General features: G+C 65.2%; 15 protein-coding genes and 1 tRNA gene. 11 read left to right on the plus strand and 5 right to left on the minus strand.

All coding sequences use genetic code 11. From position 1 onward, the window contains the following. Positions 1-3 precede the first annotated feature (3 nt). From Q0C42_RS04500 to Q0C42_RS04510, 3 genes are all read left to right on the plus strand, one after another. Complete coding sequence (locus Q0C42_RS04500; RefSeq protein ID WP_295072544.1) at positions 4-1,359, plus strand: TldD/PmbA family protein; 1,356 nt, start codon at positions 4-6, stop codon at positions 1,357-1,359. Next, on the plus strand, positions 1,346-2,125 hold the full coding sequence (locus Q0C42_RS04505) for a 3'(2'),5'-bisphosphate nucleotidase CysQ (RefSeq protein ID WP_295072547.1): 780 nt from the start codon (positions 1,346-1,348) through the stop codon (positions 2,123-2,125). The genes Q0C42_RS04500 and Q0C42_RS04505 overlap by 14 nt, the downstream gene beginning before the upstream one ends. A gap of 144 nt (positions 2,126-2,269) precedes the next feature. Further along, complete coding sequence (locus tag Q0C42_RS04510) at positions 2,270-4,810, plus strand: DEAD/DEAH box helicase (RefSeq protein WP_295072550.1); 2,541 nt, start codon at positions 2,270-2,272, stop codon at positions 4,808-4,810. Positions 4,811-4,934: 124 nt separating this feature from the next. Here Q0C42_RS04510 and Q0C42_RS04515 read toward each other — a convergent pair. The 4 genes from Q0C42_RS04515 to Q0C42_RS04530 all read right to left on the minus strand — a co-directional run bounded on the left by Q0C42_RS04515 (position 4,935) and on the right by Q0C42_RS04530 (position 8,413). Then, positions 4,935-5,010 (minus strand) — tRNA-Thr (locus Q0C42_RS04515). A 50-nt stretch (positions 5,011-5,060) separates the two neighbouring features. Beyond that, positions 5,061-6,512 (minus strand): heme biosynthesis HemY N-terminal domain-containing protein, encoded by a 1,452-nt coding sequence (locus Q0C42_RS04520; protein ID WP_295072553.1) that lies wholly within the window; start codon positions 6,510-6,512, stop codon positions 5,061-5,063. Next, positions 6,512-7,660 (minus strand): hypothetical protein, encoded by a 1,149-nt coding sequence (locus tag Q0C42_RS04525; protein WP_295072556.1) that lies wholly within the window; start codon positions 7,658-7,660, stop codon positions 6,512-6,514. The genes Q0C42_RS04520 and Q0C42_RS04525 overlap by 1 nt, the downstream gene beginning before the upstream one ends. Positions 7,661-7,714: 54 nt before the next feature. Further along, on the minus strand, positions 7,715-8,413 hold the full coding sequence (locus tag Q0C42_RS04530) for a uroporphyrinogen-III synthase (protein ID WP_295072558.1): 699 nt from the start codon (positions 8,411-8,413) through the stop codon (positions 7,715-7,717). A gap of 80 nt (positions 8,414-8,493) precedes the next feature. On the opposite strand from Q0C42_RS04530, the gene tsaD reads away from it, so the two are divergent. From tsaD to Q0C42_RS04550, 4 genes are read left to right on the plus strand one after another with little or no spacing between them, the layout of a single operon-like run. Next, complete coding sequence (gene tsaD, locus Q0C42_RS04535; RefSeq protein ID WP_295072561.1) at positions 8,494-9,579, plus strand: tRNA (adenosine(37)-N6)-threonylcarbamoyltransferase complex transferase subunit TsaD; 1,086 nt, start codon at positions 8,494-8,496, stop codon at positions 9,577-9,579. Next, positions 9,576-10,532 (plus strand): NAD(P)H-dependent glycerol-3-phosphate dehydrogenase, encoded by a 957-nt coding sequence (locus Q0C42_RS04540; protein ID WP_295072564.1) that lies wholly within the window; start codon positions 9,576-9,578, stop codon positions 10,530-10,532. The genes tsaD and Q0C42_RS04540 overlap by 4 nt, the downstream gene beginning before the upstream one ends. A gap of 2 nt (positions 10,533-10,534) precedes the next feature. Further along, positions 10,535-10,807 (plus strand): YciI family protein, encoded by a 273-nt coding sequence (locus tag Q0C42_RS04545; RefSeq protein ID WP_295072840.1) that lies wholly within the window; start codon positions 10,535-10,537, stop codon positions 10,805-10,807. Beyond that, positions 10,804-11,223: an EVE domain-containing protein gene (locus Q0C42_RS04550; RefSeq protein WP_295072843.1), complete on the plus strand. Its 420-nt coding sequence runs from the start codon at positions 10,804-10,806 to the stop codon at positions 11,221-11,223. Before Q0C42_RS04545 ends, Q0C42_RS04550 begins: the two co-directional genes overlap by 4 nt. Here the strand turns inward: Q0C42_RS04550 and Q0C42_RS04555 are convergent. Continuing rightward, entirely contained in the window at positions 11,220-12,230 is a 1,011-nt protein-coding gene (locus Q0C42_RS04555) for a LacI family DNA-binding transcriptional regulator (protein ID WP_295072567.1), read from the minus strand. The two genes, Q0C42_RS04550 and Q0C42_RS04555, sit on opposite strands and share 4 nt — an antisense overlap. Before the next feature lie 126 nt (positions 12,231-12,356). Between Q0C42_RS04555 and Q0C42_RS04560 the strand changes: the two genes are divergently transcribed. The 4 genes from Q0C42_RS04560 to Q0C42_RS04575 all read left to right on the plus strand — a co-directional run bounded on the left by Q0C42_RS04560 (position 12,357) and on the right by Q0C42_RS04575 (position 17,756). Then, complete coding sequence (locus Q0C42_RS04560) at positions 12,357-14,681, plus strand: alpha-L-rhamnosidase (protein ID WP_295072571.1); 2,325 nt, start codon at positions 12,357-12,359, stop codon at positions 14,679-14,681. A gap of 27 nt (positions 14,682-14,708) precedes the next feature. Beyond that, complete coding sequence (locus tag Q0C42_RS04565; RefSeq protein WP_295072574.1) at positions 14,709-15,986, plus strand: ABC transporter substrate-binding protein; 1,278 nt, start codon at positions 14,709-14,711, stop codon at positions 15,984-15,986. Positions 15,987-16,053: 67 nt separating this feature from the next. After that, positions 16,054-16,920, plus strand: coding sequence for a carbohydrate ABC transporter permease (locus tag Q0C42_RS04570; protein ID WP_295072576.1), 867 nt, complete (start codon positions 16,054-16,056; stop codon positions 16,918-16,920). Then, on the plus strand, positions 16,917-17,756 hold the full coding sequence (locus tag Q0C42_RS04575) for a carbohydrate ABC transporter permease (RefSeq protein WP_295072579.1): 840 nt from the start codon (positions 16,917-16,919) through the stop codon (positions 17,754-17,756). The genes Q0C42_RS04570 and Q0C42_RS04575 overlap by 4 nt, the downstream gene beginning before the upstream one ends. Position 17,757 lies beyond the last annotated feature (1 nt).

Here is a 17,757-nt window from a genome sequence, read left to right on the forward strand (position 1 = left end):
GTGATGACCCCCCTTTCGACCCCCAGCCTTTCCGACCTGAGCCATGCCCTTCTGGAGGCCGCCCGCAGGGCCGGCGCCGAGACCGCCGACGCCTTGGCGGTGCAGGGGACAGCGGTTTCCATCGAGATCCGGAAGGGTGCGCTGGAGACGGCAGAACGGTCCGAGGGCGTCGAGATCGGCCTGCGGGTGCTGATTGGTCGGCGGCAGGCTTGCGTGTCAGCCTCGGACACCTCCACCGCGACGATCACCGCACTGGCGGAACGGGCAGTGGCAATGGCGCGCGAGGCGCCGGAGGACCCGAACGCAGGGCTGGCGGATGCGTCGCAACTGGCGACGGCCTGGGATCTGGCGGCGCTGGACCTGGCCGATCCGGCGGGTGAGCCGGGGGCTGCGGTGCTGGAAGCCTCGGCCCGTGAGGTCGAGGCGGCTGCGCTGGGTTCTGCGGGGATCACGCAGGTCGAGGCTTCGGCCGCCTATAGCCAGCGGTCGCTGCATATGGCGGCGACCAATGGGTTTTCCGGTGGCTACGGGCGCACATCGACCTCGCTGTCGGCGGTGGCCTTCACCGGCAGTGGCACGGACATGCAGCGGGATTATGCGGGCGAGGGGCGTATATACGCCTTGGACATGCCGTCCCCGCTGGAGATCGGGCGGCTGGCGGCAGAGCGGACCTTGCAGCGCGTCGGATCCGTGAAGCCAAAGACCGGGACCTTTGCGGTAGTCTATGACGAGCGGGTGGCCGCGTCTCTGGTCGGGCACTTGCTGTCGGCGATCAATGGATCGTCGATCGCACGGGGCTCCAGCTGGGCGCGGGATCTGCTGGGCAAACAGGTGCTGCCTGCGGGGATGTCCCTGATCGAGGACCCGCACCGCAGCCGCATTGGTTCGTCGCGACCCTTTGACGGCGAAGGCCTTGCGACCCGACGGCGCGAGATCGTGGCTGATGGGGTGCTGACCGGCTGGGTGCTGGACCTTGCGACGGGGCGGAAACTGGGGATGCCTTCGACAGCCAATGCGATGCGGGGGACTTCCGCGCCGCCGTCGCCCTCGACGACGAATATCGATCTGACACAGGGGTCGGTCGGTCGGGATGACCTCCTTAAGCAGATGGGGACGGGGCTTCTGGTCACGTCGATGATCGGGTCCACGATCAATCCGACGACCGGGGATTATTCGCGTGGTGCCTCGGGTTTTTGGGTGGAGAACGGCCAGCTGGCCTATCCGGTCCATGAATGCACCATTGCCGGGAACCTGAAGGACATGCTGCTGCGGATTGTCCCCGCGAACGACGCGCGGGCGCATCTGTCGACGCGGGTGCCCTCCATCCTGATCGACGGGATGACCCTTGCCGGCGCGTGACCTTGCGCTTCTGACGGACGCCGCGCGCGAGGCGGGGCGGATCGCGTTGCGCTATTGGCGCAAGGACCCTCAGGTCTGGGACAAGGGTGGCGAGCATGGGCCGGTGACCGAGGCCGATCTTGCGGTCAACGACATGCTGAAGCTTCGCCTGATGGCCGCGCGGCCGGACTATGGTTGGCTGTCGGAGGAGACGCCGGACAACGCCGACCGGCTGGCTGTAGATACAGTCTTCATCATCGATCCGATCGACGGGACCCGGGCTTTTGTGGCCGGGGAAGAGACCTGGGCACATTCGCTGGCGGTGGCGCACAAGGGCCGCGTGACGGCGGGGGTCGTGTATCTACCAGCGATTGACCGTATATACGTGGCATCCGAAACCTCGGCTCCGCTGCGGGATGGCGAGGTGATCCGTGCCAGTGGGCGTGACCGGCTGGAAGGGGCCAACATCCTGACCACCAAGGCGAATATGGTGCCCGAGAAGTGGCCGGGCGGGGTGCCCGAGATCACGCGAAGCTTCCGTGCCTCGCTTGCCTACCGGATGTGCCTGGCGGCCGAGGGGCGGTTTGACGGGATGCTGACCCTGCGCGACGCTTGGGAATGGGACATCGCGGCCGGGTCACTGATCGCTGAAAAGGCAGGCGCTGTGGTGACGGACCGAAATGGTTCGGCGCTGCGTTTCAATGCGCCGTCGGCTTTGGCCGAGGGTGTCCTGGCCCTGCCACCGAAGCTGCACGCCGAAGCGATGGCGCGGCTGGTTGTGGCGTAAGGGTCTATACAGCGGAACGGGTTTCGGATACTGGCCCCGGACGGTCGAGATTCCGGGACTGTGGGCGAGGAGGCCCGCACCAAGGGGACAAAGGCCGTTTGGCTTTGATGGGCGCATGGCTTCGCCCCCCTTTGGAAAGACATCATGACGATTGAAAACGTGGCCGCGCCGCTGGCGCAGGCTTTGGCCCTCAAGGGCTATGAAGCGCTGACCTCGGTACAGGACGCTGTCCTGGCCGAAGGTGTTGCCGGGCGCGACTTGCTGGTCTCGGCGCAGACCGGTTCGGGCAAGACGGTGGCCTTTGGCCTGGCAATCGCACCCGAAGTGCTGAACGGGCAGGACACGCTGCTTTATGCCGACCACCCGCTGGCGCTGGTCATTGCACCGACCCGGGAACTGGCGCTGCAAGTCGCGCGTGAGCTGGAATGGCTCTACGCCGGGGCCGGTGCCAAGATCGCGACCTGCGTTGGCGGCATGGACTACCGGACCGAAAAGCGCGCGCTTGAACGCGGCGCACATATTGTCGTCGGCACTCCTGGCCGGTTGCGCGACCACATCGAACGCCGCAGCCTGGACCTTTCGGGTCTGAAGGCCGCCGTGCTGGACGAAGCGGACGAGATGCTGGACCTGGGCTTTGCCGAAGACCTGGAGTTCATTCTCGCCGCCGCCCCGCCGGAACGCCGCACGCTGATGTTCTCGGCCACCGTGCCGAAGGAAATCGAAAAGCTGGCCGGGACGTTCCAGAAGGACGCGCTGCGCATCCAGGCGCAGGGCGAGGCGAAGCAGCACGTCGACATCGAGTATCACGCCCTTAGCGTGGCAGTCCGTGACCGCGAGCATGCGATTTTCAACGTGCTGCGGTACTACGATGCGCGCACGGCCATCGTCTTCTGCAAGACGCGCGTGAACGTGAACCACCTTCTTGCCCGCATGGGCAACCGGGGGTTCCAGGTTGTGGCGCTGTCGGGCGAGCTTTCGCAGCAGGAACGGACCCATGCGCTGCAGGCGCTGCGGGACGGACGGGCGCGGGTCTGTATCGCCACCGACGTCGCCGCGCGGGGCATCGACCTGCCGGGGCTGGAGCTGGTGATCCACGCTGACCTGCCGTCGAACTCGGAAACCCTGTTGCACCGGTCGGGTCGGACCGGACGCGCGGGCAAGAAAGGCGTCTCTGCGCTGATCGTTGCCCCGGCTGAGTACAAGAAGGCGCAGCGGCTTCTGTCCGGCGCCAAGGTCGTGGCCGAATGGGGCGCCGCACCCGGCGCAGACGACGTGCAGGCCAAGGACGACCTGCGCATTCTGGAACATCCATCGTTGACCATGCCCATCGGCGACGATGTCGGCATTGCTGGTGATTTGCTGGAGCAGTTCGGTCCTGAAGCTTTGGCTGCCGCCTTCGTGCGGCTGTGGCGCGAGGGGCGGTCTGCGCCCGAAGTGCTGTCCACCGACCTGCCGGTCCCGCCGCCCTCGGCTCCGCGTGAACGGGGCGAGTTCGGGGCGTCTGTCTGGTTCCGCATCAGCGTCGGCCGGGCTGGCCGTGCCGAGGCGCGCTGGCTTTTGCCGAAGATCTGCGATGCGGGCAGCATTGCCAAGGACGGCATCGGTGCGATCCGGGTGCGTGAGGACGAAACCTTCGTGCAGATCGCCGAAGCGTTGGCCTCGAGGTTCGGTGGTACGGTCGAGTTGGACAAGGGCCTGACGATGGAGCGGATCGAGGGTGAACCTGATCTGGACAAGCCGCGTTTCGTGAAGCCGGAACGCGCAGAGCGTCCTGAGCGCACCGAGCGTCCGGAACGTCGTGAGAAGCCCGCCTACACTCCGAAGCCCCCGCGGGTGGTCGAAGAGGGGGAAGCCGAGGCTCCGGCCCGTGAGTATACGCCGAAGCCGAAGCCCAAGTATGAGCCCCGCGCTGCGGCCAGCGACGCGCGGCCCGAGTGGAAAGACAAGCGGCAGGACGACCGTCCCGCCCGTCCGGCCTATGCGGAACGTCCGGCTTACTCGGAACGGCCGGCCTATGCCGACCGCGCCCCGCGTACCGAGGGCACGGACGAAGCCCCGAAGAAACCGCGCTGGAATCCGGACCAGAAATCGGCTCCGCGTGCGACAGGGTTCAAGAGCCACGGCGGCGCGGCGGATCGTCCGGCCCGTGCGGTCGGCTACAAGAGCCATGCGTCCGAAAGCGGTGGCTACAAGGGCAAGCCCGAGAACTACAAGCCGCGCGTTGAAGGCGCTGCGCCCCGCGCCGAGGGGGATCGCCCGGCGCGCAAGCCCTATGCCGCGAAGACCGAAGGCTACAAACCGCGTGGCGAGTATGCCCCGCGTGTGGAAGGCGACCGTCCGGCCCGCAAGCCCTATGCGGCAAAGACCGAAGGCTACAAGCCACGCAGCGAGGGGTTCAAACCCCGCGAGGACGGCGGCCCGGCGCGGAAGCCCTATGCTCCGAAGCCAGAGGGCTTCCGCCCGCGTGAGGATGGCGACCGTCCGAAGAAGACCTATGCCCCCAAGGGTGACGATGCGCGGCCCTACGTGAAGCGTGAGGGTGCCAGCAAGCCGGGTGGACCCAAAAGCTTTGGGACGAAGAAGCCTTTCGACCGGGCTGGTGCCTCGGACCGCCCTGCCAAACCGCGCGCGGACGCCAAGGATACCTCCAAGCGGTTCGTGCCGCCGAAAGGCCCGAAGCGCTAGGATTGATACAATAACCCTCTCCCGGTGAAGGGGGAGGGAACATCAGGGCCCCTGAAACAGCAAAGCCGCCGGACCGAAAAGGTCTGGCGGCTTTTGCTTTTGTCGCGACGGCCTGAGAGAAGAATGGTGCCGGAGAAGGGACTCGAACCCCCGACCCCATCATTACGAATGACGTGCTCTACCAGCTGAGCTACACCGGCATTCTTCTCTGCGCGGGCCTATTAGCACCGCCGATCCGCAGTGTGTAGCCCTAATTTGCGCGACGGGCAATCTCGTCCAGGGGAAGCTGCTCCTCCAGCGGCGGATCAGGGTCGGGCAGGGGTTCGGGCCGGGCTTCCATCAGCGGCAGCAGTTCGGCCAATGCCGGCGATGGCGCGCCCGTCGACGGCGGCGTGCGCCAGGACAGGGTGTCGAAGCTGCCGCAGTTGCTGCACACCGGCTGCCAGCCGTCATGGATCGCCTGGCACTTGTCGCAAACCCATTGCGGGCCCCGTGGCGCAGCTATAGCGCGGGCGACCAGATCGCGGACGATAGAATCCTCGGACCCTTCCCCCCGCGCGATGGCGGCTAGGATCGCCAGGGCCCGTTGGGTTGGTGCGCGGGTGGCGACATCGTCAAGCGCGCGGCGGGCAGCGGGGAAATCTTCTGCGGCAACAAGAAGCTCGGCCAGCAGCAACTTCGATTCGTCGTCATCCGGCCGGGCGTTGGTGAGAGTGCGGAAGCGTTTCAGGCGCTCCTGCACCGTTTCCTCCGGCTCGATTTCTGCAAAGGCGGCAGCGAGGTCGGGGTGGGGCATGACTTCCCACGCCTTCTTCAGGACTCGGGTCGCGTTCTTGCGGTCTCCCTTGGCGGTGTACCCGCGCGCAGCCATTGCGGCTGCGGGAATCAGGTCAGGCGAGAGGCGGTTCGCCTCGATGGCCGCCTCGCGCGCTTCGATGCTGGCCTCTTCGTCCATCACGGTGCGCGCCTGTTGCAAGGCAAGCACCGCATCCCGGCGGCGGTAGACGTCCTTGGGCAGCGCCCCGGCGCGCAGCTTTGCCCCAAGGGTCGCCCGCGCGCCCGACCAGTCCCCGGCGTCGGACTGCAGTTTCAAGAGGATGTCCTGCGTTTCGGCGTGCTTGGGACGCAACTCGAAGGCCTTCTCTGCCAGCTTCAGGGCAACCTCGCGGTCGCCCTCGGCCAGCTTCTGCTGCAGAAGCCCGCGCACGCCGACGAAGCGGGTCGCGTCGTCCTTCAGCAGCACCTTGTATGCGTCAGTCGCGCGCCTATGGTCGCCGGATGCCTCAGCGGCCTGGGCCACCAGAAGCGTGGTCAATTCGGGCTTTCCGAGCAAACGCTCGGCATTCTGCGCGCGGGTCAGGGCCAGCCGAGGTTCACCGGACGCCAGGGCCAGCATGCCTTCCGATAGGGCGCGGTAGCCTTTCCGTTCTCGATTGCGGTCGAAATAGCGGGAAATCGCAGTTTCGTCGCCATTCAAGAAACGGAACGTCGCACCTAGCAGGCCCAGGACCTTCAGCGCCAACCAGACGGCGATGAAAAGAAGGACCCCCAGAACCACGGCCTGCACCGGGCCGATGGTGAACTCCCACCCCGCGACGATGACGCGCAGCGCTTGGCCCGTTTCCGATAGCAACCCGGCACCAAGGGCAAGGGCAGCGATGATGACGACGAACAGGACGACCTTAGTCAGCGACCAGAGCATCATTCCCCCCTGGCGGCGGCAAGCGCGGCGGTTGCAGCAAGATGCGATCTGGCAGAGGCGAGCCAGGGATCAAGTGGCGCCTTGATCGCTGGATCAAGTGCGTCAAGTTCCGCGACAGCGTCGGCGACGCGCCCTTCGGACAAGGCGAACTCGGCGCGGGACAGGATTGCGTCCGGCGTGGTCCCCTCCAGCGGAGTGAGTGGGCGGGCGCCAGTCTGCCCCGCGAGGAAGTCCAGAAACCGGTCTCCCCATCCATCGTCCGCGTTTGTCTCGCGCGCGATACGAAGTGCCTCGCGGGCCACATCCGGAAAGGATTGCTGCAAGCTAACCAGGGTTGGAACGCCGGATTCTGCAAGCGGAGCAAGCACTTCGCCAAGGGCGGGGTCTTCAAGGGCCTGGAGTTCGGTCGCAAAGGTTTCACCTGCCGTCAGCCGGTCTGCCAGCGCATCCAGCTTGGTCGCCCGTATGGCGACGGCGGAGGCCGCCGCAGCTTCTTCCGCGCGGGCGGTGGCCGTGGCTTCTGCCTCGTCCAGCCGCGCGAGGGCGGCTTCCAGTTGCTGCTGCACTTCGGGCGAAGTCTCTGCCGGAACGTCGGCCAGGCGCTGTTCAAGGTCGGCAAGCTTGGCAGAAATGGCTGCGGTCGACGCGGCACCGTCCGTGGGCATCGCTTCGATCGCTGCCAGCCGTTCGTCCAGCGCATCAAGACGCGAAAGGTCTGGCTGGGGGGTAGGCGCAGCTTCCAGATCCGAAACGCGGGCGGCGAGGGTGGCAAGACCGCTGCCAACCTGGTCAAGCTCACCCGTACGGGCCTCGATTTCCGCCAAGCGGGTGGTCAGGGCTGCCACCTCGGCCGTGGCATCGACGGGACGCAGGTTAAAGACGTCGAAATGCGCCAAGGCAAAGCCGCCCAATGCGGCCAGAGCGCCCCCGAGCAGCGGTGCAGCAAAGCTTCCGCGGCGGATGACCACTTCGCGCGGCTCCGAAACCGGGGGCTCCTGCGGAAAAACGGGTGCATCGGCGGGCGGGGTGGCGGGGGGATCGACGGGATCAGTTACCACGAACGGCTTGGCGGCGAGCGGTTCGGTCAAAGGAGGCGTATCCTCCTGCGGCAGTCCCACCTCAGGCTGGAGGTCCTTGCGTCTGGTCATGCTGCGGCCCTTTCCGTCCCTTGGTCTTCACCTAAGCACTCGCCGCCCCCCGGTTCAAGGCGGGGGCAGACCGACAAGCAAGCTTTCGACCGCATCCAGCATTGCGGGGGCGTCGGGGTGTCCGGCGATGGCCAGCGCCGCATGGGGCAGATCGTCCACCGCGCTGGCGACCGAGCCGCTCATCGCCACGATGTGCAGCCGTGCGCCAAGATTGGCGGGCAGCGCATCGCGAAAAATGCGGGCGGTTCGGGGCGAGAACAGGGGAACGATGACGTCTGTCGGGCTTTGAAGCAGCGCAAGCGCCCGGGTGGTCAAAGGCTGCGCTTCTTGCGTATATACGATGGCTTCATCTGCGTGGATACATATTTCTGACAAGCTTTTCAACAGGTTCGCGTATGTATTTACACCTCGTAGATACAAAATCGAACCTTCGGGCGGGTTGGCCTCAAGGCTGGAAATCAGAGCCTCGGCATCTCCATCCGCGGATTCTGCGCGGAATCCGGCGGCCGTTGCGGCCTGAGCCGTCCTGCGACCAACGCACCAGGCCAGCTTGGGCAGATCCTGCATAAAACTGCGTGACGATTGCACCGCCTGCGCCGATGTGAAGACCACCGCCGCATAGCGTCGGTTCGGAATGACCGGCGCAACATCCCGCGGGGCAAGAAGCGGCGACGGGATCGGATCGACGCGCGCGCCGAAGCGGGCCGTCAAGGCGGTGCAGAAAGCATCCGCCTCGGCCTTGGGGCGGGTCACAAGTACTGGGACGCCTGGTGCGGATTGTCTCGCCATGTGCAAGGTGTTACCTGCCGGAAACCCTTGGCGCAACGGCGGGCATGGACCGGACGCTTACCCTTCTTGGCATCGAATCAAGCTGCGATGACACCGCCGCGGCAGTCGTGCGTGCCGGTAGTGGCCAACCGGAGATCCTTTCAAGCCAGGTATTGGGGCAAACTTCGCTGCACGAAGCCTTCGGAGGCGTGGTGCCGGAAATCGCCGCCCGGGCCCATGCCGAGCGACTGGATGGTGTGGTCGAGGACGCGCTGGCGGCAGCCGGGGTGACGCTGGACCAGATGGACGGGATCGCGGTGACTGCCGGACCGGGGCTGATCGGCGGCGTTCTGTCCGGTGTCATGCTGGCGCGGGGGCTGGCGGTGGCGCGGGGATTGCCGCTGTTTCCGGTGAACCACCTTGCTGGCCATGCCCTGACGCCCCGCCTGACGGACGGAATTGCCTTTCCCTACCTGATGTTGCTGGTTTCGGGCGGGCATTGCCAGTTCTTGCTGGTAAAGGGCGTTGATCGCTTCGTCCGGCTTGGCGGCACGATCGACGATGCACCGGGCGAAGCCTTCGACAAGACGGCGAAGCTATTGGGTCTGCCGCAGCCAGGTGGGCCGGCGGTCGAGGCGGAAGCGGCTTCGGGGGATCCGAAGCGGTTTGTCTTTCCGCGCCCTCTCTTGGACCGCGATGGCTGCGACATGTCGTTCTCGGGACTGAAGACTGCCCTGCTGCGGGCGCGGGATGCTTTGGTGGCCGATAAGGGCGGGATCACGGTGCAGGATCGCCGCGACCTTTGCGCCGGGTTCCAGGCTGCGGTGGCCGAAGTGCTGGCCAAGAAAACATCGCGCGCGATTGAAATGGCGGGAGAGGAGCTCACTGCGCTGGCGGTTGCGGGCGGCGTGGCTGCAAACAAGACGATTCGGGCAAACCTGGAGAGCGTTTCAGCAAAGTCCGGCATCCCTTTCATCGCGCCGCCGCTGAAGCTTTGCACCGACAATGCGGCAATGATCGCCTGGGCCGGGATCGAGCGCCTGCGCGCCGGTATATCGCCAACGATGGAATTTGTTGCCCGTCCGCGCTGGCCGCTGGACGACCGTGCCCCGGCCTTGCTGGGCTCCGGGAAGAAAGGCGCCAAGGCATGATCGGAATTGCCGGAGCGGGTGCCTTCGGAACGGCGCTGGCCGTGGCGCTGGCGAAGGGCGGCCGCGAGGTGCGGCTTTGGGCACGGGACCCCCAGCAGATCCGCCTGATGCACGAGACAGGGCGCAACGACCACGCCCTGCCGGGGGTGGAACTTCCGCAAAACGTCTCCATTCGCGCGGAGATCGGAGATATCTGCGGTGGTGAGGCACTGCTTCTGGCGATGCCGATGCAGGCGCTTGGCGGCGCGCTGGATGCCTGGCCGCAGGTGGGGGCGCGTCAGCCGCTGGTGGCGTGCTGCAAGGGCGTGGACCTGACGACCCTGCGCGGCCCCGTGGCGGTGATCGAGGCGCGGCGGCCAGAAGCGCAGGCGGCGATCCTGACCGGGCCAAGCTTTGCCGCGGATATTGCGCGCGGATTGCCGACAGCCCTGACGCTGGCGACTTCGGGCAAGGGCGAGGCGTTGCAGGAACTCCTCTCGACGCCAACGCTGCGGATTTACAGAACCGACGACGTGATCGGCGCCGAACTGGGTGGGGCGTTGAAGAATGTGGTTGCCATCGCAGCCGGAACGGTGATCGGTGCCGGGCTGGGCGACAGTGCCCGCGCGGCGCTGATGACCCGCGGCTATGCCGAGATGGTGCGGCTTGCGGAAGCATTGGGTGCTAGGGCGGAAACCTTGGCCGGCCTGTCCGGTTTTGGCGATCTGGTGCTGACCTGTACCTCCTCCCAGTCGCGAAACTTCCGCTTCGGCGTCGCTCTGGGGACTGGCGAAGCCTTTGACCCTCGCGTGACGGTCGAGGGTGTGGCGACCGCAAGGGCCGTGGTGGAACTCGCCCGGGGCATGGGGATCGACATGCCGGTGACTGCGATGGTCAATGCGCTTGCCCTTGGGAAGATCGCGCTGAATGATGCCATCGGGCAGCTGATGAGCCGCCCTCTGAAACAGGAATGACCATGCGTTACGCCTTGATCTGTCTGGACAAACCCAACGCCTTGCAAACCCGCGTCGAAAATCGGGGCGCGCATCTGGCGTATATACAAGAGACCGGCGTTGTCGAGCAGGCCGGGCCCTTCATCGACGCGGCGGGCCAGATGTGTGGCAGTCTGCTGATCCTTGGTGTGACGTCCAAGGCCGAGGCAGAAGCCTGGGCAGCGAACGACCCCTACGCCAAGGCGGGGCTTTTCCACTCCGTGATGGTGCAGGAATGGAAGCGGGTGATCGGATGAATTACTGGCTCTTCAAGTCCGAGCCCGACGTCTGGGGCTGGGACCATCAGGTTGCAAAGGGCGACGAGGGCGAGGAGTGGCACGGCGTCCGCAACTATCAGGCGCGCAACAACATGCGGGCGATGAAAGTGGGCGACCGCGGGTTTTTCTACCACTCCAACATCGGGAAAGAGATCGTCGGCATCGTCGAGGTCCGCCGCGAAAGCTCCCCCGACAGCACGACCGAAGACCCGCGCTGGGATTGCGTGTGGATCAAGGCGGTGAAACCCTTGAAGCGCACGATCACCTTGGACGAATGCAAGGTCATTCCTGGCTTGGAGAAGATGGTGCTGGTCAACAACACGCGCCTGTCGGTTCAGCCGGTCAGCCCCGAGGAATGGGCGATCCTGTGCCGGATCGGCGGGGTTGAGCCCTAGATACTGCCGCGCGGGATCAGCTTCGGCTCGATCAGGATGTGTTCGGGCGAGCTTCTGCCGTTCATCCGGGTGAACAGCGCCTCGGCCCCCAGCTTGCCCAGACGAGGGCCGTCCTGGTCGATCGACGTCAGATCCACCATCGACAGACCAGCGACGGGCGAGTTGTCATAGCCGATCAGGGCTAAGTCCTGCGGCACACGAATTCCAAGCCGATACGCGGTGCTGAGGAGCGGGACTGCGTCCAGGTCGGACCAGCAGAAGATCGCGCGTGGCCGGTCCGGTGCTGTCAGAATCTGGTGGATCTGGGCGTCGCGCGGCGTCCCGTGGCTGGGCAGGGACAACACACGGGTCGTCAGGCCAGCAGCGGCCATGGCAGCGCGGTAGCCGATCTCGCGCTGGGGTGCGACGTCGGCCAGATCGCCGTCCTGCTCCGGCTGGGTCACGAAGGCGATGTCGGTATGGCCGCGGTCGACAAAGGCCTGCACGGCCAGCCGCGCGCCCATCTGGTCGTCGTTGTTGATCGTATCATAGCCCTGCGCGGCAGGTTCGTGGTGGCCGACAACGACAATGGGAATCTGGCGGGCGTAATGCTCCATCGTCTCACCGGAGATCTGGCTGGCAACCAGGATCAGGCCGTCCATCCGGTTGTCGATCATCTGTTCGATCAGCGAGACCTCGGTCCGGGCGCGAGCAGCGCCGACGCCGACCATGATCTTGTAACCAGCTGATTCCGTGACGCTTTCGATGCCCTGATAGATGCCGGGCAGAAAGGGGTTGTCGATCCCGACCAGAAGGACCCCCAGCGTGAAAGTGCGGCCCCGCATCCCGCGTGCCGCGACAGAGGGCCGGTAACCGAGCCGTTCAATGCTCGCCTCGACCTTCAGGCGCAGCGCATCGGAAACACCATAGGCATTGCGCATGACCTTGGAGACCGCCGCGACGGAAACGCCCGCGTCCGCGGCTACAGTGCGGATCGTTACACGGGCATCGGTATCGCCGTCGGCCATGTTCTTCCTCCTGCCGGCACCCTAGCAAAAAACTGTTGCAAGGCAAATCGCGTTGTAGAATGATTTACGTAGAACGGTGCACGAAACGGGAGGAGACCTGATTCGGCACCGAAGGGAGGATGTCGAATGGGCCTTGAGGGGCAGATGCGGGCGCAGTCCGCAGCCGGTAAGCTATTGTTTTCTGCCGAGATGATTGCTCCAGCCTGTGATGCGGGCACCGGAGGGACGGGATCTTTCGTTGCCAAAGAGTTCGATCTGACCGAGGTGCCGGTGGGGGCCGTCCTCCACCTGTCGGCGCAGGGCCTGTATCGGGCCTTCCTGAATGGAAACCGTGTGGGTGCCGACCTGCTGACCCCCGGCTGGACCTGCTATGACGACCGGATTGCCTATCAATCCTACGACGTTTCTTCCCTTCTGAAGACCGGCCGAAACCGGCTGGAGATCTGGCTGGGCGACGGCTGGTACCGCTCGCGCCTGATGTGGGCACTGAACCCGATCCCGAACACCTGGGGCGACCGGACCAGCGCCTTTGCAGAACTGGTGGCAGGCGGCAAGACGCTGCTGAAGACAGATGCTTCCTGGACGTCCGGGCTGACGCCGGTCACCGGGAACGGCATCTACCACGGTGAGGATTACGACGCCCGTATCGCGGTTGTAGATACACACGGCGTCGAGGTGCTGCCCTTCGACCACAACCTGCTGGTCCCGCACGAGACTGATGCAGTGAAAGAGATGGAACCCGTCGCCCCGCTGGAAAGCTGGGCCGATGGCGAAACCACAGTCTACGACTTCGGCCAGAACTGCGGTGCCTACGCGCGGATCGCGGTGCAAGGACAGGCCGGCGCGCATGTGCGTGTGGAGTTCTCCGAGGTGCTGGGGCCGGACCGGGCCTTCGACAACCGGAACTTCCGCTCGGCCCGCGCCGAACAGCACTACACGCTGAAAGGCGATCGGGTCGAGAGCTACGCCCCGCTCTTCACCTTCTTCGGCTTCCGCTATGCCCGCGTGACGCTCACCGGGGGGGCCAAGCTGGTATCGATCCACCAGATTCCGGTGACCTCGGTCCCCGAACAGGCGGGCGGGTTCACCTGCGGCGAGCCTTCGGTCAACCGGCTGGTCCTGAACACGGTCTGGTCGCAGCGGTCGAACTTCATCGAAATTCCCACCGACTGCCCGCAGCGAGATGAACGGCTGGGCTGGACCGGCGACGCCCAGGTCTTCGCCGGCACTGCCTGCTGGCTGGCCGATTGCGAGAGCTTCCTGAAGAAGTACATGCGCGATGTGCGGCACGACATGCGCCCCAACGGTGCGGTCCCGCATTTCTCGCCGGACCCGACCCGGTTGCACCCGATCGAGGGACGCGGCGACTGGGCTGGCTCAACCGGATGGGGTGATGCCATCGTCATTATCCCGTGGCAGTTGTATCTACATTACGGAGATACAGGTGTATTGACAGAGAACTTCCCGGCCATGCTCAAGTGGCTGGATTACCTGTGGAAAATCTCCAACGGTCCGATCATCCGACCGTCAGCGGAATGGGGCGGGCCCGGCTTTACCTTCGGCGATTGGATCCAGCCGGTGGGTGACAACAGGAAGCCCCGTCCAACCATTGCGGACGACTGCGCGGCGACGATCTACCATTTCATCTCCACTGACCTGGCCGCCAAGATTGCCGGGCTGATCGGCGACCCGATGGAAGCCAAGTTGCGCGAGCGGGCCGAAGCGATCCGCGCGGCGTTCAAGCACGAGTTCTTCTCGCCCTCGGGCCGCATCGCGCACAATGACCAGACGTCGTGGAGCCTCGCCTTCCTGTACGGCTTGGTTCCGCCGGAATACTACGAGGCCGGGAAAGCCTATTTCCGGCGGGTCGTCGAGGATGCCGATGGGCTGATCGGCACTGGGTTCATCGGGACGCCCGCAATCCTGCCCGCGCTCACCATGCACGGTATGGCGGACCTGGCCGAGAAGATCTTCCTGAATCGCAAGGTTCCGGGCTGGCTTTACCAGGTGGACCGCGGCGCGACCTCGATCTGGGAACGTTGGGATGCCCTGGGCGAGGACGGCACGATCTACGACCCCGACATGAACAGCTACAACCACTACGCCTATGGCGCCGTGTGCCAGTGGCTGTTCGAGGGTGTCGCGGGGGTGGCTCCGGTCGCCGAAAAGCCCGGCTTCGACGAAGTCACGTTGAACCCGCTGATCCTGCCTGCACTCTCGCCCGTCCAGGCCTGGCACGACTGCCACCACGGCCGGATCGAGGCGGGTTGGACGCTGGACGGCAAGCGCGTCACCTACCGTGTGACCCTTCCGCAAGGCTGTGCCGGGCGGCTGGCCCACTCGGACCAGCGCAAGAACGTCACGCTGGACGGCACTGTCGTTGCAGTTCCGGCGGGCGGCCTGCCCGTACCCGCGGGGACGCACGAGATCACCTTTGACCTGACAACCTGAAGACAACTCTGGGAGGAGACCAAAAGCATGAAGACCTTGAGATACAGCGCGGTCATGGCCGCCGCGATTGCATGGACCTCGGGCATGGCCCAGGCCGAACTGACCCTGTCGGTCCTGATCGACAACAACCCCGAAACCATCGCCTCGATGGAGGCGGTGACGGCGGCCTATACGGCGGCAAATCCGGAGGTGACGTTCGACATCGAACAACGCGCCGGTGGGGCGGATGGCGACAACATCGTCAAGACCCGGCTGGCCACGGGCGAGATGGCGGACATCTTCAACTACAACTCCGGCTCGCTGTTCCAGGCGCTGAAACCGCAAGAGACGATGGCGGACCTGACCGCGATCGAAGGTCAGGCCAATGTGCTGGACAGCTTCAAGCAGGTCGTGACGGCGCCCGACGGCACCGTGCGCGGCGTGCCCTTCGGCCCGGCGATGGGCGGCGGGATCTTCTACAACCGCAAGATCTATGCCGACCTGGGTCTGACGGTCCCGAAAAGCTGGGACGAGTTCATGGCGAACAACGCCAAGGTGGCCGAGGCCGGCAAGGTCCCCGTGATCACCACTTTCGGCGACACCTGGACCAGCCAGCTTTTCGTCTTGGGCGACTACTTCAACGTCCAGGCCGAGGTGCCGACCTTTGCAGCCGAGTACACCGCCAACAAGGCCAAGTACGCCAGCACTCCGGCGGCGATGCGCGGCTTTGAATACCTGGAGGCGGTGTTCAAGGCCAACTACATGAATGAGGACTTCGGCGTCGCGTCCTTCGAGGACGGGATGCGCATGGTCGCCACCGGTGAAGGTGCGCATTACCCGATGCTGACCTTCGGGATCGGCACCGTGAAGCAGAACCATCCGGACAGCCTGGCCGACCTTGGCTTCTTCGCCCAACCCGGACCGGATGCGGCAAAGAACGGCCTGACGGTCTGGATGCCCGCCGCGCTTTATGTCCCGGCGGCCAGCCCGAATGCCGAGGAAGCGATCAAGTTCCTGAACTTCGTCGCCTCGGTCGAGGGCTGCAACACCATGATCGGCGCAGCTGGGGCCTCGGGTCCCTACCTGATCAAGGGCTGTGAGCTTCCGGCGGACGTGCCCCCGGCGGTCGCGGACATGCTGCCCTACTTCCAGACCGAAGGCATGACCGCCCCGGCGCTGGAATTCCTGTCGCCGGTCAAGGGTCCGGCGTTGGAGCAGATCACCGTCGAGGTTGGTTCGGGCATCCGTCCGGCGGCCGAAGCGGCGGCGCTTTACGACCAGGATGTGGAAAAGCAGGCCAAGCAGTTGGGCCTGCCGAACTGGTAACCTCCCGACACCAGTTCCGCCCCCGCCCGTCCCAGCCGGGCGGGGGCTCCTTCCAACCGAGAGCATGATGGCCTCCAGACGCCCCTCGCCCTATCCCTACTGGTTCGTGCTGCCCGCGGCGGTGGTCTTCGTGGCCCTGTTTCTGGTGCCGACCGTGGCAAGCTTCTGGTTCAGCCTGACCCGCTGGGACCTCTTCGACGCCGAGTTCATCGGCTGGGACAACTACCGCCAGTTCTTCAAAGAGCCGTTCCTGGTCCAGGGCCTGACGAATACGCTGATCTATGCCGTCGTGACCTCGGGCGCGAAGACGGTGCTCGGCCTGCTTCTGGCCGTGCTCCTTACCAGCGGGATCTGGATGCAGGGCTTCCTGCGGTCCGTGGTGTTCTTCCCGGTCCTCGTCTCGACCATCGGCGTCGGCATCACCTTCGCCGCGCTGATGCACCCGACGCGGGGGGTGATCAACCTGGGGCTTGAATCCATCGGCATCGACGGCCCGGCCTGGCTGTCCGACCCGGCGCTGGCGCTGTATTCCGTCGCGCTGATCGACATCTGGAAGGGTGTGGGCCTGGCGACCCTGATCTACATCGCCGGTCTTGCCGCAATCGCCCCCGAATACTACGAGGCCAGCCGCATCGACGGCGCCACGCGCTGGCAGCAGTTCTGGCGCGTGACGGTGCCGCTGGTGCGCCCGGCGACGGTGACCGTGGTCACGCTGTCGCTGATCGGCGGCCTGCGGTCGTTTGACATCATCTGGGCCACCACGCGGGGCGGGCCCGGGTTCGCCTCTGACGTTCTGGCATCGGTGATCTACAAACAGTATCAGGCCGGGTTCTACGGTCTTGCGACGGCCGGCAACGTGATCCTGTTCCTCTTGATCGCCATCATCATCCTGCCCCTCACCTACTGGTTCAACAAGCGCGAGGTTGATCTATGAGCCTGCGCCGCGACTTCGCCCGCCGCCGAAACACCGGCATCCTGGCTTTGCTGGTCGCCACGGTGATCTTCATCCTGCCGTTCCTCTACATCTTCCTGATGGCGGTGAAGACCAAGCAGGAAGCCTCGCTGTTCCTGTTCAACTGGCCGTCGGAATGGCAAGCCTGGCAGAACCTGGTCGACGTGGTCCAGACCCGCAACTACATGCTTCTGTTGGCTTATTTCAACTCGACCGTCATCACCGTGGGCGCCGTCACCCTGCTGGTGATCTTCGGAGCGATGGTTGGCTACGTCCTGCAACGCCGCCCCTCGGGCTGGAACAAGCTGATCTACGCCTGCATCCTGATCGGGCTCATGGTCCCCCCCGCCATCGTGCCGACGATCTGGGTGCTGCAGGGCCTTGGCCTCTTCAAGACGATCCACGGGATGATCTTCATCCAGGTTGCCTACGGGCTGGCTTTCTCGGTCCTTCTCTACCGCAGCTTCATCTCGACCATTCCCCGCGACCTGGACGAGGCCGCCATCATCGACGGCGCCAAGCCTTGGCAGGTGTTCTTCAAGGTCATCCTGCCCTTGCTGAAACCCGTCACCGTGACCCTGATCGTCGTGCAGTCCATCGCCATCTTCAACGACTTCACCAATCCGCTGTACTACCTGCCGGGGAAAGAGAACGTCACCGTCCAGCTGACGCTGTTCAACTTCCAAAGCCAGTTCCAAAGCCAGTACAATCTGCTGTTCATGAACATCCTGCTGGTGACGATCCCGCCCCTGCTGGTCTTCATCTTCTTCAACCGCCAGATCGTCGCCGGAATGACCTCCGGCGCGGTGAAAGGGTAGC

This window comes from Tabrizicola sp. (genome assembly GCF_022842145.1).
In the GTDB taxonomy this organism is placed as follows: Bacteria; Pseudomonadota; Alphaproteobacteria; order Rhodobacterales; family Rhodobacteraceae; genus Tabrizicola.

Coding starts and splice junctions, on each gene's coding strand:
- Q0C42_RS04500 (WP_295072544.1), top strand. CDS start 4: ATGACCCCCCTTTCGACCCCCAGCCTTTCCGACCTGAGCCATGCCCTT.
- Q0C42_RS04510 (WP_295072550.1), top strand. CDS start 2,270: ATGACGATTGAAAACGTGGCCGCGCCGCTGGCGCAGGCTTTGGCCCTC.
- Q0C42_RS04520 (WP_295072553.1), bottom strand. CDS start 6,512: ATGCTCTGGTCGCTGACTAAGGTCGTCCTGTTCGTCGTCATCATCGCT.
- Q0C42_RS04525 (WP_295072556.1), bottom strand. CDS start 7,660: ATGACCAGACGCAAGGACCTCCAGCCTGAGGTGGGACTGCCGCAGGAG.
- tsaD (WP_295072561.1), top strand. CDS start 8,494: ATGGACCGGACGCTTACCCTTCTTGGCATCGAATCAAGCTGCGATGAC.
- Q0C42_RS04540 (WP_295072564.1), top strand. CDS start 9,576: ATGATCGGAATTGCCGGAGCGGGTGCCTTCGGAACGGCGCTGGCCGTG.
- Q0C42_RS04545 (WP_295072840.1), top strand. CDS start 10,535: ATGCGTTACGCCTTGATCTGTCTGGACAAACCCAACGCCTTGCAAACC.
- Q0C42_RS04550 (WP_295072843.1), top strand. CDS start 10,804: ATGAATTACTGGCTCTTCAAGTCCGAGCCCGACGTCTGGGGCTGGGAC.
- Q0C42_RS04555 (WP_295072567.1), bottom strand. CDS start 12,230: ATGGCCGACGGCGATACCGATGCCCGTGTAACGATCCGCACTGTAGCC.
- Q0C42_RS04560 (WP_295072571.1), top strand. CDS start 12,357: ATGGGCCTTGAGGGGCAGATGCGGGCGCAGTCCGCAGCCGGTAAGCTA.
- Q0C42_RS04565 (WP_295072574.1), top strand. CDS start 14,709: ATGAAGACCTTGAGATACAGCGCGGTCATGGCCGCCGCGATTGCATGG.
- Q0C42_RS04570 (WP_295072576.1), top strand. CDS start 16,054: ATGGCCTCCAGACGCCCCTCGCCCTATCCCTACTGGTTCGTGCTGCCC.
- Q0C42_RS04575 (WP_295072579.1), top strand. CDS start 16,917: ATGAGCCTGCGCCGCGACTTCGCCCGCCGCCGAAACACCGGCATCCTG.